Annotated in this window: 13 protein-coding genes; 3 read left to right on the forward strand and 10 right to left on the reverse strand. The window is 58.8% G+C overall.

From position 1 onward, the window contains the following. Positions 1-106 precede the first annotated feature (106 nt). Together HMPREF2836_RS04340 and HMPREF2836_RS04345 are read right to left on the reverse strand one after the other, a co-directional pair. Positions 107-760 (reverse strand): potassium channel family protein, encoded by a 654-nt coding sequence (locus HMPREF2836_RS04340; protein WP_070629552.1) that lies wholly within the window; start codon positions 758-760, stop codon positions 107-109. Further along, positions 761-1,627 carry a potassium channel family protein gene (locus HMPREF2836_RS04345; protein ID WP_070629553.1) on the reverse strand — a complete coding sequence of 289 codons (867 nt, stop codon included), beginning with the start codon at positions 1,625-1,627 and terminating at the stop codon, positions 761-763. It lies immediately after the preceding gene. 193 nt (positions 1,628-1,820) lie between these two features. On the opposite strand from HMPREF2836_RS04345, the gene HMPREF2836_RS04350 reads away from it, so the two are divergent. From HMPREF2836_RS04350 to dxs, 3 genes are all read left to right on the forward strand, one after another. Then, positions 1,821-3,956 carry an APC family permease gene (locus tag HMPREF2836_RS04350; protein WP_070629554.1) on the forward strand — a complete coding sequence of 712 codons (2,136 nt, stop codon included), beginning with the start codon at positions 1,821-1,823 and terminating at the stop codon, positions 3,954-3,956. 222 nt (positions 3,957-4,178) lie between these two features. Next, positions 4,179-5,816: a class I SAM-dependent RNA methyltransferase gene (locus HMPREF2836_RS04355; RefSeq protein WP_070629555.1), complete on the forward strand. Its 1,638-nt coding sequence runs from the start codon at positions 4,179-4,181 to the stop codon at positions 5,814-5,816. Positions 5,817-6,041: 225 nt separating this feature from the next. Beyond that, positions 6,042-8,114 (forward strand): 1-deoxy-D-xylulose-5-phosphate synthase, encoded by a 2,073-nt coding sequence (gene dxs, locus HMPREF2836_RS04360; RefSeq protein WP_083309161.1) that lies wholly within the window; start codon positions 6,042-6,044, stop codon positions 8,112-8,114. A 183-nt stretch (positions 8,115-8,297) separates the two neighbouring features. Here the strand turns inward: dxs and HMPREF2836_RS04365 are convergent, their stop codons facing one another. The 8 genes from HMPREF2836_RS04365 to HMPREF2836_RS09410 all read right to left on the reverse strand — a co-directional run bounded on the left by HMPREF2836_RS04365 (position 8,298) and on the right by HMPREF2836_RS09410 (position 15,519). Next, positions 8,298-8,855: a Rieske (2Fe-2S) protein gene (locus tag HMPREF2836_RS04365; protein WP_070616483.1), complete on the reverse strand. Its 558-nt coding sequence runs from the start codon at positions 8,853-8,855 to the stop codon at positions 8,298-8,300. A gap of 211 nt (positions 8,856-9,066) precedes the next feature. Next, a complete protein-coding gene (locus tag HMPREF2836_RS04370; protein WP_070629556.1) occupies positions 9,067-10,332 on the reverse strand; it encodes an HRDC domain-containing protein in 1,266 nt (421 codons plus the stop codon). Between the two features lie 213 nt (positions 10,333-10,545). Continuing rightward, positions 10,546-11,007: a peptide-methionine (R)-S-oxide reductase MsrB gene (msrB, locus tag HMPREF2836_RS04375; RefSeq protein WP_049337746.1), complete on the reverse strand. Its 462-nt coding sequence runs from the start codon at positions 11,005-11,007 to the stop codon at positions 10,546-10,548. A gap of 87 nt (positions 11,008-11,094) precedes the next feature. Continuing rightward, on the reverse strand, positions 11,095-11,595 hold the full coding sequence (gene ybaK, locus HMPREF2836_RS04380) for a Cys-tRNA(Pro) deacylase (protein WP_070629557.1): 501 nt from the start codon (positions 11,593-11,595) through the stop codon (positions 11,095-11,097). Positions 11,596-11,832: 237 nt separating this feature from the next. Next, complete coding sequence (locus tag HMPREF2836_RS04385; RefSeq protein ID WP_005506354.1) at positions 11,833-12,846, reverse strand: YeiH family protein; 1,014 nt, start codon at positions 12,844-12,846, stop codon at positions 11,833-11,835. 177 nt (positions 12,847-13,023) lie between these two features. Beyond that, positions 13,024-13,422: a DUF6318 family protein gene (locus HMPREF2836_RS04390; RefSeq protein WP_239662472.1), complete on the reverse strand. Its 399-nt coding sequence runs from the start codon at positions 13,420-13,422 to the stop codon at positions 13,024-13,026. Between the two features lie 244 nt (positions 13,423-13,666). Then, positions 13,667-14,779, reverse strand: a complete 1,113-nt coding sequence (locus HMPREF2836_RS04395) for a peptide ABC transporter ATPase (RefSeq protein WP_210394333.1) — start codon at positions 14,777-14,779, stop codon at positions 13,667-13,669. Then, a complete protein-coding gene (locus HMPREF2836_RS09410; RefSeq protein WP_070629559.1) occupies positions 14,779-15,519 on the reverse strand; it encodes a DUF6318 family protein in 741 nt (246 codons plus the stop codon). Before HMPREF2836_RS09410 ends, HMPREF2836_RS04395 begins: the two co-directional genes overlap by 1 nt. Positions 15,520-15,734: the final 215 nt, after the last annotated feature.

Here is a 15,734-nt window from a genome sequence, read left to right on the forward strand (position 1 = left end):
TTTAATGCGTCCAAGTTTCGGGGCGCAGTTCATAAAAAGGGACCGGGGCTTTCGCCTCCTCAAAAACTTACGTATAAACGCTATGCAAAAGCTTGCGCATAAACGCTTAGGCGAACAGCGCGCGGATCTGGTCCTCACCGGCAATGGTCGTGATGAAGAACAGCTCGTCGCCGCCCTCAATCGCCACGTCGGCACTGGGCGGAATCGGTGCGCCGTCACGCAGGATCGCGGTGAGCACCGTATCGGCAGGCCACTGCACGTGATCCACGCGGTAACCGATGACGGGGTGGTCATCCGGCACGGTGTACTCGGCAAGGGTTGCGCCGCCAGCCTGCAGGGTCAGCAGGCGCACCACGTCGCCGACTTCCACGGCTTCCTCGACGAGGGCGGTCATCAGACGCGGGGTAGACACGGCAACGTCCACGCCCCAGGAGTCGTCAAAGAGCCACTCATTACGCGGGTTGTTCACGCGCGCCACGGTGCGCGGTACACCAAACTCACTGCGCACCAGCAGGGAGACCATCAGGTTTGCCTTGTCGTCACCGGTTGCGGCAACGACCACGTCCGCCTTGTTCGGGTGCACCTGGCGCAGTACGGACAGTTCGCAGGCGTCACCAATATGCCAGCGCACGCCGGGCAGATCGGCGCGTTTCTTGACTTCGGGCTTGGAGTCGATGATGGTCACGTCGTGGCCGTTCATCATGAGCTCTTTAGCGATGGAGGCGCCCACGGAGCCGGCACCAACAATGAGGACCTTCACTTACTTCTCACCTTTCGAGGAATCACGATGGCGGCCGATGAGTTCAAGGGGGTCGGGCAGCTCCGGGGGAGTGTCACCGAGATGGAACTCATGCTCGGCAACGGGTACGTCGTTGTGCTTCTGTTCAGCGGGTTTCTTCGGGGCGTGGGGGTGCTTGCGGTGGCCCGAGGCGGGGGCGTAGTTCGCCTCCACTTCTTCGTCTTCAACGCGCGGCGGGCGGGAGAGAATACGGGTTACGTCCGCAACGTCGTCGGTGCGCATCATGACGTGCACACTATCGCCCTGCTGGTAGGCGCTGTCCGGGCGGGGGAGCATGCCCTCACCAAAGCGGGTGATGTAGGCGATGCGCACCCCGGCGGCACGTTCAATACTGGTCAGGGCGTGACCCGCCCAACCGTCATCGAGCGGAATTTCGGTGAGCATGAGCCGACCTGAGGGTTCGCGGAAGTCGCCCTTGAGCGCCTGCTCGGGCAGCAGGCGGCGCAGCACCTGGTCGGTGGACCAACGCACCGAAGCGACCGTGGGAATACCCATGCGCTGGAAGAACTCGGCGCGGTTCGGGTCGTACACACGCGCCACAACGTTCTTCACCTTGAACATTTCGCGTGCCACACGGGCGGCAATAATATTCGAGTTATCGCCTGAAGAGACGGCGGCAAAAGCGTACGCCTCGGTAATGCCGGCACGCTTGAGAGTGTCCTCATCAAAACCGACACCGGTCACCAGGCGGCCCTCAAAGCCCTTACGCAGCGGCTGGAAAGCACGTTCGTCCTGGTCAATGACGGAGACCGTATGCCCCGAAGCTTCCAGAGTGCGCGCCAGCATGACGCCCACGCGTCCGGCACCCATAATGACGAAGTGAGGCATACATCCCTCCGAGTGTTGATGTTTTACGGTGATAAGGCGTTACCGCCTACCTCTACCAGTGTAATGGGCGGGTGAGCCTCCACGCCGATGCTCCGTGATATTCCGCTCGCAATGCCCACTATTCGGCTGAATAAAATTGAGCTTTGAAGCCGCGACCGATAGCCTTAACAGCGTGAGGAATCGTTGGGATAGGATGCGCATCGCCCTGACCGGTCAGCCGGTCAGCACGCGAAATCTTTCGGCAGTCGCGCTGCCGAAGCGCTACGCCCTGCCTCTTTTCGGTGCCGACGGCATCTCTTCGGTCGCCTACGCAGCCGACCAGATGATCCTGACCCTTGCCGCTGCGGGTGCGTCTGCGCTCGCTTTTTCACCCTGGATTGGTTTGGGTGTGGCGATGGTCGGTCTGCTGGTGATTGGCACGTACCGGTACAACATCAACCAGATCGCTTCCGAGGGCGATATTCAGCTGGTGCACCGCAAACTGGGTGCGTTGCCCTCGATCGTGATGGGTGCATCCTCGCTGATGGACTATATGCTCACGGTGGCGGTTTCGATGTCTTCGGCATCCTCGTTTTTGGTGGCGTTGTACCCGCAGATTCAGGATTGGCGCACCCTCATTGCGGTGCTGCTCATTGTTGCCCTGACGCTGTTTGCGTTGCGTGGCGTGCAGCTGCTGGGCAAGATTGCGTACTGGCCGCTATACGTTTTCTTGGCGCTGTTGGGGGGCACCCTCATTGTGGGTTGGGTTCGTGCCGCCACGGGTACTCTGCCGCTGGCTGAGTCTGCGACCTACGTGATTGCCCCTGAGCTGGAGACCCATTCGCTGGAGGGCCTGGCGCTGGTGCTGCTTCTGGCGCGTTCGTTTTCCGCTGGCCTGGTGGCGTTCTCGGGTGTTTCTACGATCTCTAATTCGGTGAAGTATTTCCGCCGCCCGAAGAAATATAATGCGGCGGTCACCATGATGCTGATGGGCCTGATCACCTCGGTCCTGCTGGTGAGCCTGCTCGGTTTTGCGGCGGTAACCCGCGTGCACATGGTGCACGATACGACCCGTTTCTTGTTTATTGACGGGCACACACCGGGGGAGTACTTCCACCAGAAGCCGGCGCTGTACCAGGTGGCTTTGGCGATTTATCAGGGTGCGCCGTTCTTCGCGCAGCTGCTGGTTTTTGCGACGGTGGGCGTGCTGATTATTGCCTCGCTGACGGCGTTTACGGGCTTCCCAGTGATTGCCTCGTCGCTGGCTGATTACCAGTACCTGCCGGTATTCTTCCGTAGCGTGGATTCACGCGGCCTGTACGCGAACGGTGTGCTGGCGCTGTCGGCATTCTCAATTTTCCTCACCTGCATTTTCGGTTCGGACGTGTACTCGCTGATCCAGCTGTACATTGTGGGCATGTGCCTGTCCATGATGCTGGTGCAGCTGGCGGTGGTGCGTTACCGTATGCGCCTGCTACGTATTACTCTGGCGCAGATGCCGCGCCGCGCCCTGCTACGAGATATTGCGGTCTCTACGGTAGGTGTGGTCGTGACCACCGCGGTGTTGGTCACCATCGTGGTGACGAAGTTCGCCGCCGGCGCGTGGCTCTCCCTTGGAATGATTGCCCTGATGGTTGGAGGTATGGTTGTGACTCGCCGCCACTACGATGCGGTGGATGCCGCCCTGGACATCCCCCTGAACGCCGAATCCGTCGCGGATGTGGCGGCCCTGCCTTCGCGTGTGCACGCCATCGTGTACGTGGAGCGTGTGCGCCGCCCGGCGGTTCGTGCCCTCTCCTATGCGCGTGCCGGCCGCCCCTCCACGATTGAGGCGCTGACGGTCAACAACGACCGCGCCGCCCTGGACGTTGTGAAGAAACGCTGGTACGCCCTGGGTATTCCGGTGCCGCTGTCGGTGATTGATTCGCCGTACCGTGACACGGTGGAGGCTGTCGTCTCGTATATTCGCCGCCGCCGCAAGAAGTCGCCGCGCGATATTTTGGTGGTGTACCTGCCGGAGTTCGTGGTGGAGCATTGGTGGCAGCGTATTCTGCACCGCCGCACGGTGCGTCGCCTCAAGCGGGCGCTTCTGCACGAGCCTGGCGTCATGACCGCGACCGTGCCCTGGGCGATGCACGAGGACGAAGTGTATGATGAGATTTTTGATCAGCGTTTACAAAGCGAAGAATCAACGGTAGAAGCAGAAGGCCCAACGGAAGCTGTCGCCCCGAAGATTACTCGTTCAGCCGGTGGTGGCCGCGAGCTGATTCAGAGCAACCGCCACGCGGTGTACCGCGGTCGCCTGCACGAGGCGGACGCTGTGGCGCGCGAGAAGAAACGCCAGCCGTAATAATCGCCCAGCGCCCAGCATGATTGCCCAGCGCCCAGAAATATTTGCCTGGTGCCCAGCCCGGTCAATTGCCCCGTAACTTTGCTTTGAGCACCCCGCATAGCGCCTGGACTTTGCCCTTTGCAACCTATTTGGTGCCCCCTGCGGGGCGTCGGAATCGGAGCAAAAGCACAATCCGGTGTAAAATAGTTCACATTAAGTGATTCTTTAGGAGACAATGCTGTGACTCACCCTGCTACCACGCCTGCCGCCTCCAAAAAAGTAGACGGATACAGCGTCGGGCAGACCCTCACCGTCACCTGTGAGGCACCCGCACACGGCGGCGCCTTCGTAGCGCGCACCGAACAGGGCGTCATCTTCGTGCGTCACGGCATCGTCGGCGAACAGGCAGAAGTGCGCATCACCGCCATCGGTCCCAAGCGCCGCTTCTACTTCGCAGATGTTGTCTCCGTACCCGTACCTTCCCTGGCACGCCGCCCCCACCCCTGGATTCAGGCGGATGCGCTCGCAACCGACGAGGAACGCGCCGCAGCAACCGGCGTACCCGAACTACTCGGCGGCATGGAATACGGCCACATCAGCCTGGCTGAGCAGCGACGCTACAAGACCGATATCGTCCGCACCCAAATCAACCGACTGGGCGGTCTGCCCCTCGAATCGCCCCTGCTGACCAACCTCATCGTTGAAGAGCTGCCCCTGCGCGATAACAACGAGGGCCTGTCCTGGCGTACCCGCGTGCGCTACAACGTGACCAAGGTCCGCACCCAGCCCGGCAGCCAGAAGAACAGCGGCAAGAAGAGCCCCGCCGTCACCTGGCACGTCGGTATGCACCCGTACCGCGCCTCCCAGCCCGTACCGGTCGTAGACTTTCCCCTCGCCGCACTCGAACTGCGCAACCTAGAGCTTGAGAAACTGAACCTGCGCGGCGTACGCGAAGTCGAGGCAACCGTCTCCTCCCGCGGCAGGGTCCTACTGCAGTTCATCGTTGACCCGCGCTTCTCCATCGAAGAGGTAGCCAAGGACATCGAACAGCAGGCAGCCGACGCCTGGGGACTGCTCGCCAAGCGCAAGATCTCCCTCTTCTTCACCCCGCAGTCCACCTCCAACGGCAAGCCCAAACGCCGCCGCCCCGGATCCTCCCACACCCCCTACCGCCGCGTACCCGAAGGCGACCAGCTGCTCGGCGCGGGTCTGCGCTCCGTCACCGAAGAAGTCACCTTCGGCTCCCGCCGATTCAGCTACCAGGTATCCGCCGGCGGCTTCTGGCAGATTCACCGCGCCGCCCCCTCCACCATGGTCGGAACCATGCTCACCATGCTCCGCCCGCAAGAAGGCGAATGTACCCTCGACCTGTACGCCGGCGCGGGCCTGTTCACCGCCGCACTCGCGGATGCCGTGGGCGCAACCGGTACCGTCGTCAGCATTGAGGGCTCCCCGGTGACCCATAAGGATGCCCGCTCGAACTTCGCGCCGGATGGTTGCTCCCGCACCGAGAACTCTGCGGACACCCGCATTGAGGTGATTCGCGGCGATGTGGCACGCCACCTGGTGGATTTGAAGACCGCCCTTGAGTTTGGCGAAATCCCCGCCATTGATGCGGTGGTCCTTGACCCGTCCCGTGAGGGCGCGAACCGTACCACCCTGGAACGCCTGGATGCGCTGGACCCCAAGCGTATTCTGTACGTGGCGTGCGACCCGGCATCCCTGGGTCGTGACACCGGTATTTTGCGTGAGCTGGGTTGGGACATGGTGCAGCTTCGGGCGTTTGATATGTACCCGAATACGCATCACGTGGAATCGGTGGCGCTTTTTGAGCGTGCCCCGGCGAAGCCTCGTCCGCGCCGCCGCCGCACCAAGTAGCGCGCAGCTAGTAGCTGTAACAAAGCAGCAAATAATCGCCGTGTTGGACGGGTTGGGCTGTTCACCAGCCTGCCCACTAGGGGTTATTTCAGGCCGTTTTCGCTCAACCCGGTGCGTCTTGCTCTGCGGGCGCATAAATCTGCTTTTTGGCATCGTAAACGGTAGAATCATTGAAGAACCAACGCACGGAATGAGCCGTGCCCCGACCTTGAGGAGTGTGGGTGTATGTCCGCTGAAAACGCATTGCCGCAGGAGGAGACCCCGAATAGCGCCGCCGGTGGCGCACCCACCGCCGACTACAGCATTGGTAATGGTGCCACTGCCAAGTTGCTCCCGGGTATTCAGTCCCCGGCGGACCTGCAGAACCTCAGCTACGAGCAGCTGGAGGAGCTCTCTAAGGAGATTCGCCAGTTCATTGTGACGAACGTGTCGGCGACCGGCGGTCACCTGGGTCCGAACCTGGGCGTTGTGGAGCTGACCCTCGGCATTCACCGTGTTTTTGAGTCTCCCAAGGACAACATCCTCTTTGACACCGGCCACCAGTCCTATGTGCATAAGCTGGTGACTGGCCGTCACGCGTTTAAGACTCTGCGCCAGAAGGGCGGCCTGTCCGGCTACCCGGATCGTGGCGAGTCTGAGCACGACATTATTGCGTCTTCGCACGCCTCCAGCTCGATTTCGTGGGCTGACGGTATTTCTCGCGCGCACAAGCTCAACGGTGAAGATGACCGCTACACCGTGGTTCTCATTGGTGACGGCGCGCTGACCGGCGGCATGGCGTGGGAGGCTGTGAACAATATTGCTGCCGACCGCACCCGCAAGGTCGTGATTGTGGTCAACGATAACGGCCGCTCCTACGCGCCGACCATTGGTGGTTTCGCGAACCAGCTCTCTGAGCTCAAGCACGGCGTGCAGCAGCAGGTGGATCGTGTGCGCCTCGATCACCGCTACGACCACGCACTGGATGCGGTGCGCATCGGTCTGCAGCGTGGCGGCCCGGTTGGTCAGATGGTGTACCGCGGCCTGCACGGCATGAAGGCGGGCATTAAGGACGTCGTCGTACCCAAGGGCATTTTTGAGGACCTGGGTATGAAGTACGTGGGCCCCATTGACGGCCACGACCAGCAGGCTGTGGAGAACGCACTGACCGCGGCGAAGAACTATGCCGGCCCGGTGATTGTGCACGCCATTACCGAGAAGGGCCACGGCTATGCGCCCGCCCGCGCGAATGAGGACGACCAGTTCCACGCGGTGGGCCAGATTGACCCGCTGACCGGTGAGGATGTTTCAACCAGCACCTCCGAGTCGTGGACCGGCGTCTTTGGCCGCGAAATCGCAGATATTGCGGACGAGCAGGAGAACGTCGTCGGTATTACCGGTGCGATGCTCATTCCCGTGGGTCTGCGCGAATTCCAGAAGCGCCACCCCGAGCGCGTTATTGACGTAGGTATCGCTGAGCAGCACGCCGTGGCGATGAGCGCCGGCCTGGCGTACGGCGGCATGCACCCGGTGGTTGCCCTCTACGCAACCTTCCTGAACCGCGGCTTTGACCAGCTGCTCATGGACGTTGCCCTGCACAAGGCGGGCGTGACCGTGGTGCTGGACCGCTCCGGCATTACCGGCCCGGATGGTGCAAGCCACCACGGCATGTGGGATTTGGCGATGCTGCAGTTCATTCCGGGTCTGCACCTGGCGGCTCCGCGTGATGGCGCGACCCTGCGCGAAGAGCTGCGTGAGGCTGTAGCTATCAACGACGCACCGACCGTGATTCGCTACCCGAAGGGCTCCGTGGGTGAGGACATTCCCGCCCTGGAGCGCCGCAGCGACGGTGTGGACGTGCTGGCACGCACCGGTGAACCCCACCCGGAAACTGGTCAGCGTGACGTACTGTTCGTTGCCGTGGGCGCTATGGCTCGCGTGGCTCTGGAAGCGTCCAAGGGGCTTGCCGCCGAGGGTATCCAATCCACCGTGGTTGACCCGCGCTGGGTGATGCCGGTGCCGTCTTCAGTCATTGAGCTGGCTCGCGATCACCGCATTGTGGTGACCATTGAGGACGGCGTGCGTTCCGGTGGTGTGGGTTCGCGCATCCGCCAGGAAATGCGTGCGGCTGGCGTGGATACCGCGCTGAGCGAGCTGGGTCTTCCGGCGGAGTTCATTCCGCACGCTTCTCGCGAGCAGATTCTGGAAGAGGTCGGCCTGACCGCGGAAACCATTATCGCGGACCTGCGTGCGCAGCTGGCTGGCGATAAGGTGCCGTTCGCTCGTGAAGAGGGCCAGAAGCCGCGCCACACCCGCTAAACGGTCGTACCTGAGATGTGCTGCCTAAGCTTCTCTCAGTAGCGCGCCGCAATAGTAGGCATCAGTAGCGGGCACCATAAGACAGCACAAAGCCCCGCCCATCGATTGTGATGGGCGGGGCTTTGCTGTGCGCAGGTCTTGCTGTGTAGAGGTTTTGCCGTACGTAGGTTCTGAGCCGCCGGTTTAGGAATCCTTGGAGGTGTGGGTGACGAAAATTTTGCCGCCCTTCACCTGCACCGGGTAGCTGGTCAGCGCCTCCTCTGCGGGGCCGTGCACGACCGAGCCGTCAGCTACGGCGTACTCGGAGCCGTGGCAGGGGCACACGATGCGGTTGGAATCCTGCACCTGCACCTGGCAGCCCTGGTGGGTGCAGACGGTGCTGAACGCCTTGTACTCACCCGCGGACGGCTGGGAGACGATAACGGTCGTGGAGCCGTGAGTCAGGCGTGCCGCCTTGCCCACGCCCACTGCGGAGGCGGAACCCACCTCAACGGTGCCTTCGGGCGCGGTAACGTTGGAGTCACCTTCAGCGCAGGAGGCGAGCAGCGCACCGGATGCGACGGCACCGGTGATGAGGGTTGCGCGGCGGGAGAAGACGCGAGCAGAAGATTCAATCTCGGCGGTAGCTGCTGCGGCGTCGACGGCATTAGACTCGACTGCGGCAGATGCAGTAGCGCCAGATTCAGTAGCAGGGGAGGCGCATGCCTTCTGAGAGCGGCAGCATCCGTTGGGTGCGGGCATGGTGGTTCCTTTCGTGTACTCTCTCCACCCTATGCCGGTTTGGGACAAAAATCGAATGAGAGCAGGCTAAGCTTGGTTCGCGTTTACACACGAAGCAAAATCCCATGGCAAACTACCGTGTCAAACTCCCGAGGTACACAAAATACCGGTCGGGCGGTCGCATCAGCAACACACCCAACCGGCACACACATCTATTCAGCGTTAGAGAAATCTACCCCAGGTGGCGGGCAAAAATCGGTGCAATCACGGGGGCAACCAGACCCGTCTGCCACGAACGCGCACCGTACTCGGTGAGCGCATCCCGCAGGGTCTGCTCGTCAAAACGAGCCGGCGGCTCCCAGCAGAGGCGGCGAACATAATCGGTCGTGATCAGGTTCTGCGCCGGGATATTTAGCTCCTCCGAGAGCTCATCAATTGCTTGACGAACCTCGGTGAACAGCGCCAAGTTCTCGGGGCGCTTAGACTCCCACGCCTTCAACGGCGGCGGGGCAGTCGACGGCAAAGTAAACGGTACGGCGTTCTCACCACGAGCCGCAGCAGCAATAGCACGCACCCAGCGCGGGCCCTCACGACGCAAACCGCGCGTCTGAAAACCAGGAATCGCCATGATAGCGGGCACGTTACGCGGCATGGTGCGTGCCGCCTCCACAATCGCAGAGTCGGGCAGCAGACGCTTCGCGTCAACGTCCTTCTTACGCGCCAGCGAGTCACGCTCAAGCCACAGGTTACGCAGCGCCGTCAGCTGCTTGACCGAACGCAACATCGTGCGGCCCTTCGTCTTACGCCAACGCTCCGGCTGATCCGTCGGATCCTTCACCGGGCTCTTGCACAGGTACTCAAACTCCTCCAGGGCGTACTGCAGCTTACCCTGCTGGCGGAGCAAATCCTCCATTGCGTCACGCAAATCAATGAGCACGTCAACGTCCAGCAGCGCATAGTTCAGCCAGGACTCTGGCAGGGGGCGGCGCGACCAGTCTTCCTTCGAGTGCTTCTTCGCCAGCTTATAGCCGAGTAGCTCCTCAACGGTCGCACCCAGGTTCACGCGCTCCAGACCGGCAAGACGTGCACCAAGCTCCGTATCAAACAGACGGTTCGGGCGCATACCGAGCATATCCAGGCTCGGGAAGTCCTGAATTGCGGCGTGAATAACCCACTCAGCATCCGCCAGAGCATCGTTAATAATGCGCAAATCCTTAAACGCCTCAGGGTCAATCAGGTATAGCTGATCTTCACGCTTGAGCTGCACCAAAAAAGCACGCGAACCGTAGCGGATGCCCTGGGCACGCTCAGTATCAACAGCCACCGGGCCGGACGCCGCCGCCAACTGCTCAGCGGCACGACGCAACCCGCTTTCCGTGTTGATAAGGGTCGGAATCGGTGCGGAAGGGGTCTCCAGAGGAACAACGTCCGGAACTTCGATACCGTTAAGGGTCAGCTGAGGGGTGCCTGCGGCATTCTGTTCAGCTGCGGTACTCATGCACTCAATCCTTTTCCTCTGCCTGGTTCGACGCGCCCATACGATGGGCCAAATGCCCGGGTAGGCGTACGCCCGAGCAAACATGAGCCCGGGCGGGGTGGCGTGCCCGCGAAGGCACTACGCCATTCTACCCGCCCGAGCCTAAAGCCTCGAATTTAGAGAGACTCACAATAAGGGGTTCACCGGAGTGCCCGCGAGGGGTCTTGCCGGGGTTTATTCGGCGGCTTCCGCCTCGTCAACCGGAGTATCACCAGGCTGTGCTTCACCAGCCGGGGCCAGCGTCAGACACACCGAATTAATGCAATACCGCAAATCCGTGGGAGTCGGGTAGCCCTCACCTTCAAACACGTGACCCAGGTGCGAATCGCAGGCGGCGCAACGCACCTCCACACGGCGCATACCGAACGTCGTGTCCTCCAGGTAACGCACACGGTCCTCAGCCAGCGGCGCGAAAAACGACGGCCAACCACAATGCGAATCGAACTTCTGATCAGAACGGAACAGCTCCGTACCGCAGGCACGACACGAATACACACCCTCCGTGTGGGTGTTCCAGTACTCGCCCGTGAACGCGCGCTCGGTGCCGCCCTCACGCAGAACAGCGTACTCTTCAGGCTTGAGCACCTCACGCCAGTTCTTGGCGATAGCACCCACGCCGGGTAGCGAATTGCCCATCATGACTCCTTCAGCTTGCTCTCATGCCCAGGCTCTTACGGCATATGTAACGCCGCGGCCGGGCGGATTATTCCCGCTGAGCGCGGACTAAGCGCGGATGTCAGCGTACTTGCCGTTGGTCAGCTTCAGCAGGTCGTCCGGGGCGAGCTCAACATCCAGGCCGCGCTTACCGCCAGAGACCATGATCGTGTCAAAAAGCTGCGCAGACTCATCGAGCAGGGTGGGGGAGGGAGTCTTCTGAGCCAGCGGAGAAATACCGCCCACCACGTAGCCGGTGCGGCGCTCAGCGACCTTCGGGTCGCACATGGAGGCGCTCTTCCAGCCCAGGGCAGCGGCGGCAGCCTTAATGTTCAGCTTGCCAGAGACCGGTACGATCGCGACGGCGAAATCCTTCTCGTGCACGATTAGCAGGGTCTTGAACACCTGCTCCTCGGAGGCGCCGAGGTTCTTCGCGGCCTCTTCACCGAAGGAGGTGACGCCCTCAACATGCTCGTATTCACGCATCTGGAAGGGGGTGTTCGTCTCGGTCAGCAGTGCTACGGCGGCGGTTGCTGCGCCGCTCTTCTTACCTTTAGTTTTCTTAGCCATAGACACCATTTTACGGAAGACGCCATGCGCCGATACCTATGCGCCGAGAAGCCACACGTGTTTCGAAAAGCCACAACGATGGTGGCTTCTCGAAACACGTGTGGCTTCTCAATGGTTATGGGGTTATTTCAGTAGCCCTTTTTTCCTTCAGCTGCTCTTGAGAAAGCGAGCCAACGACAGTCCAAAATCCATCTGATTTGTCTACGTTCTGAGGTAGCCTTTAGGCTCCCTTTTTTCTTAGTAAATACCGATGAGTAATTGCATGCCAAGACTAGTCAGGATGATAGCAATCCAGCAAAGGGCTCCAAGAAGAATGGATTTTCCACTGGATTTGATCATAGCAATGAGGTTGGTTTTGAGACCAATAGCACTCATAGCCATGATGATGAGGAATATGGAGAGTTGTTTGAGAGGTGAAAAGAAGCTAGTGCTGACACCGAAAGATGTGAGAAGAGTAGTTAGCAGAGAAGCTAGGATAAAGTAGAGAATGAAAACGGGGAAGATTTTTTTAAGCTTCACTCCTTGGTTGTTGCCTTGTTGACGGCTTTGCCAATAATAGGAGAGGAAGAGAACGATAGGGATAATAGCTAGAGTACGTGTCAGCTTGACAATAGTTGCAGGCTCAAGAGTGTTTGCATTGTAAAGACTATCCCAGGCACTAGCAGTAGCTGTCACAGAGGAAGTATCGTTGACCGCAGTACCCGCAAAGAGAGCAAAACCTTCGTTGGAAAGATGGAGCCAAGAACCTAGAGTTGGAAAGATAAGAGCTGCCAAGACATTGAAGAAAAAGATAACAGAAATGGCTTGGGCTACTTCTTTTTCCTTGGCGTGAATAACAGGAGCAGTCGCTGCAATGGCAGAACCGCCACAGATAGAAGATCCAACTCCAATCAAGGTAGCTAGCTTTGTATCAAGGTTAAAAAAGCGTTGGAAAAAGAAAGCAATAATTAAAGCGATAGAAATGGTCGAAATGATGACAGGAAGGGAAGATGTTCCAACTGCGAAAACTTGTGAGATACTGAGTCCAAACCCAAGCAAAATAACAGCATACTGAAGCAGTTTTTTGGAGCTATAAGTCAAACCGGCATCCAGTTGTGTATAGGAAGTGAGAAAGGGATGGAGAATCATTCCGATAAAAATGGCGAAAACAGGTGCTCCCACAACAGGCAGAAATCCTCCTAAAACCCAAGAGATGATAGAAATGATCAGACAGACTGACAGTCCTGCCCAATTTTTTGATAGAAATGACATAAAAACCTCCGAGAATAAACACTCCTTATTATAATCTTATTTGTTAGAAAAATAAAATAGAAAGTAGGAATGCAGACCCAGCCCTGGGTGCACACCACCTCAGCCTCCGCGCTGATAAAGGCCTTCGATATCCTTGAGGAACTTAATATCCTTCTCGTAGGTATCCAGCATATAGGGCTATACATACTGCATGTCACCGGTCTGAATACCGTAGTTACGGGCTCTGACCCAATCGGTCATCATCTCACGGAGACCAGCGAAGGTTTCGGGGTACTGTTGCGGCTCGGTTTTCGGAAGGGGAACATTCTGTGCGGGACCATGGCCGTCGGCCTTACGGTACTCCCCATCGGGTGCCTTCGAGCCGCCCGAATAGCCTCGGACAGTAGACGGAGTTGCCGAGGCAGAGGGCGACTCCGTAGCGGATGCCGAGGCGGTCTCGCTCGGAGCTGCGGTCGATGATGCCGAGGCGCCCGCCTCATTAGCCGCCTGCTGACCGCAGGCTGCAAGAAGGGTACTGAGACCCATGAGTGTGCCGCTGCTCAGCATCGCCCGGCGGGTGAAGATAACGGAAGTCATGGAAGTGTATTCCTCGTATCGGTGTGAAGTGTGAATAGGGGGGGGGCTGGTTAGAAACCGGAAGAGTAACCAGCCGAAGGGAAGAACCCCGGTAGCCGAGAAGCCACATGTGTTTCGAAAAAGCCACGAAAGAAGTGGCTTCTCGGCGAACATGTGGCTTCTCAGCGTAAGACCCACGGTGGACTTTACATGTCGGGCCAGTCGCGGTGCAGCGAATACTCCGTATCCCCGTCACCGCTGTCGTTTAGATGCCAGCGCTGGCCGGTACGGATATCAGCCTTGCGTAGGCGCGGGTTGGATTATCCTTCTTACCCATGGTCGGGTCGTTCTTGCAGCCCCAACGAGTATCGTCTTCATCGCAGGTGCCGCCGACGCGTCCCACATCAACCCACCACACACGGATCAGCAGCGGTTCAGCAGTGTCCTTCTTAATGACAGTACGCATCGCCTGCCACGGGCCGCCATTGACGCGGTACCGGCCAGCATAAGAAACCGTCGCGTAGGCGTGGAAGTTGCCTGAGCGTTTGTATACATAGCTGGTTGCGGTCGGTCGTGCTTTTGAGCCTGACTTTGGGTAGATGGGCTCGCCGATGGTGTAGAAGCTGCCCTCGTCACCGTTGCCGTACTGGACGGTCATCTGTACCGGATAAGACTCGATTTCAACGTGACCGGCTGAAAGTTCACCTTCCCAATAAGCGGTGGGGGCTTCAGCGTAGAAATTGACGTTGTCGCCCTTGTAGATATTCGGGTCGCCCTTAGCCCTGCCGGTACCGTCACCGGAGTTATAGGACTGTTTGAGGATAGGAGGTCGAATATCGGTGTTGGCGAATTTGTCTTCAATTTCTTGAAGCATTTCAGCGGGGCTCGGTTTACGAGGCTGTCCGGGGTTATTGGCGGTTAGGGTGCGGGATTCTACCGGGGTGCAGAAGGTGCCGAGGCCGGAGGGGCTGTAGTATCCGGAATAGTCATTGCCGTCGTCGAGCATCATGCGGGTGCGGGAGTACTGCCCTGGTTGGTTATCGGGAGTAGTGCAGGAATCTTTATTAGTGGTTGAAGCGTAGTATTCATCTCCCCTAGCGTCACGCATGAGACGATGAGTCGCCTTAAAGGCAGCTTCTTGCTCTTCTGCGGTCATTCTGATACTAGATACAGCAGTATTTTCCTGGGCAGGGGCAGGGGACAGACTCACTTCCTCATTGGTATCTGCTGTTGCATAACCGTCTTCATTGGCTATATCTACGACGCTGTGACTATTGGAATCTGAAGTATCTTCCAGAGCGTACGTCGGAGGATAAAGGTTGACTGCCAGAGTAAAAGTGATTGAAACGCAGAATACTCGAAATGTCTTACTATCCATTATTTAATGAGCCCCTCTTTGCGGAGCTCTTCATTAGAGCGGTACTCAGACAAATACCAGTAACCATCCTTGTAGCGGTAACGGAACATGAAAGTTTCGTTTTCATTGCCGGTATTGGTCCGTTTACGCATTTTTCCATTCGGATGAATGTACAGTCCATAAGTCCACAAGCGCCGGGTGAGAACCCAATATTCTTTGGCTTCTTCGTCATACATGAGGTCGCTTTCGGCCTGGTATTCTGAGGTTCCTTCGATAACCCAGCCGCCTCCTTTGTAAAGCTTTTCGATGGAGTTGAGGAATTCAATATCGCTTTTGAAGGTATCCAGCATGTACGGCCTCACGTATTGCATATCGCCCGTCTGGATGCCGTAGTTTCGGGCTTTGATCCAGTCACGCATCATCTCGCGGAGGCCAGCGAAGGTCTCAGGGTACTGTTGCGGCCTAGCCTTAGGGAGAGGAACATTCTGTGCGGGACCATATTCATCTGCCTTGCGGTACTCGCCGTCAGGTGCCTTCGAGCCACCCGAGTAGCCGCGGGTAATGACCGGGCTCGGAGTAGCTGATGCAGAAGCAACATCGGATGCCGCTGCAGAAGCCGAAGCGGTTTCGCTCGGCGCTGCGGAGGCGGTAGCTGCCGCCTCGTTATTTGCCTGCTGGCCACATGCCGCAAGCAGGGCACCCAGGCCCACAAGTGCGCCGCCGCCCAGCAGGGTGCGGCGGTTGAAAATGGTCGAATCCATAGAAGATGCGCTCCTATCGTCGGTGATGGTGTGTTGTTTAGTTACTAGTGTCGGGCTGCTTTTGTGGGTCGTATCTGACCTCCGGAAGGAAAACAGCCCCGTAGCGCGCCCATCAAGCGCATCAATGCGCTATGGAACACTACAGTTACCACCCTACCGCATGTTTGCGGTCGTTTGCATTCTTGTAGATGCTACAGTGACGAAACATCACCATA

It is taken from the genome of Rothia sp. HMSC065C12, assembly GCF_001812085.1.
GTDB classification, from domain to species: Bacteria; Actinomycetota; Actinomycetes; order Actinomycetales; family Micrococcaceae; genus Rothia; species Rothia mucilaginosa.

Bases quoted from the DNA above. Each gene is read 5' to 3' on its own strand.
- HMPREF2836_RS04345 (WP_070629553.1), bottom strand. From the start codon at position 1,627: ATGCCTCACTTCGTCATTATGGGTGCCGGACGCGTGGGCGTCATGCTG.
- HMPREF2836_RS04350 (WP_070629554.1), top strand. From the start codon at position 1,821: ATGCGCATCGCCCTGACCGGTCAGCCGGTCAGCACGCGAAATCTTTCG.
- dxs (WP_083309161.1), top strand. From the start codon at position 6,042: ATGTCCGCTGAAAACGCATTGCCGCAGGAGGAGACCCCGAATAGCGCC.
- HMPREF2836_RS04365 (WP_070616483.1), bottom strand. From the start codon at position 8,855: ATGCCCGCACCCAACGGATGCTGCCGCTCTCAGAAGGCATGCGCCTCC.
- HMPREF2836_RS04370 (WP_070629556.1), bottom strand. From the start codon at position 10,332: ATGAGTACCGCAGCTGAACAGAATGCCGCAGGCACCCCTCAGCTGACC.
- msrB (WP_049337746.1), bottom strand. From the start codon at position 11,007: ATGGGCAATTCGCTACCCGGCGTGGGTGCTATCGCCAAGAACTGGCGT.
- ybaK (WP_070629557.1), bottom strand. From the start codon at position 11,595: ATGGCTAAGAAAACTAAAGGTAAGAAGAGCGGCGCAGCAACCGCCGCC.
- HMPREF2836_RS04385 (WP_005506354.1), bottom strand. From the start codon at position 12,846: ATGTCATTTCTATCAAAAAATTGGGCAGGACTGTCAGTCTGTCTGATC.
- HMPREF2836_RS04390 (WP_239662472.1), bottom strand. From the start codon at position 13,422: ATGACTTCCGTTATCTTCACCCGCCGGGCGATGCTGAGCAGCGGCACA.
- HMPREF2836_RS04395 (WP_210394333.1), bottom strand. From the start codon at position 14,779: ATGGATAGTAAGACATTTCGAGTATTCTGCGTTTCAATCACTTTTACT.
- HMPREF2836_RS09410 (WP_070629559.1), bottom strand. From the start codon at position 15,519: ATGGATTCGACCATTTTCAACCGCCGCACCCTGCTGGGCGGCGGCGCA.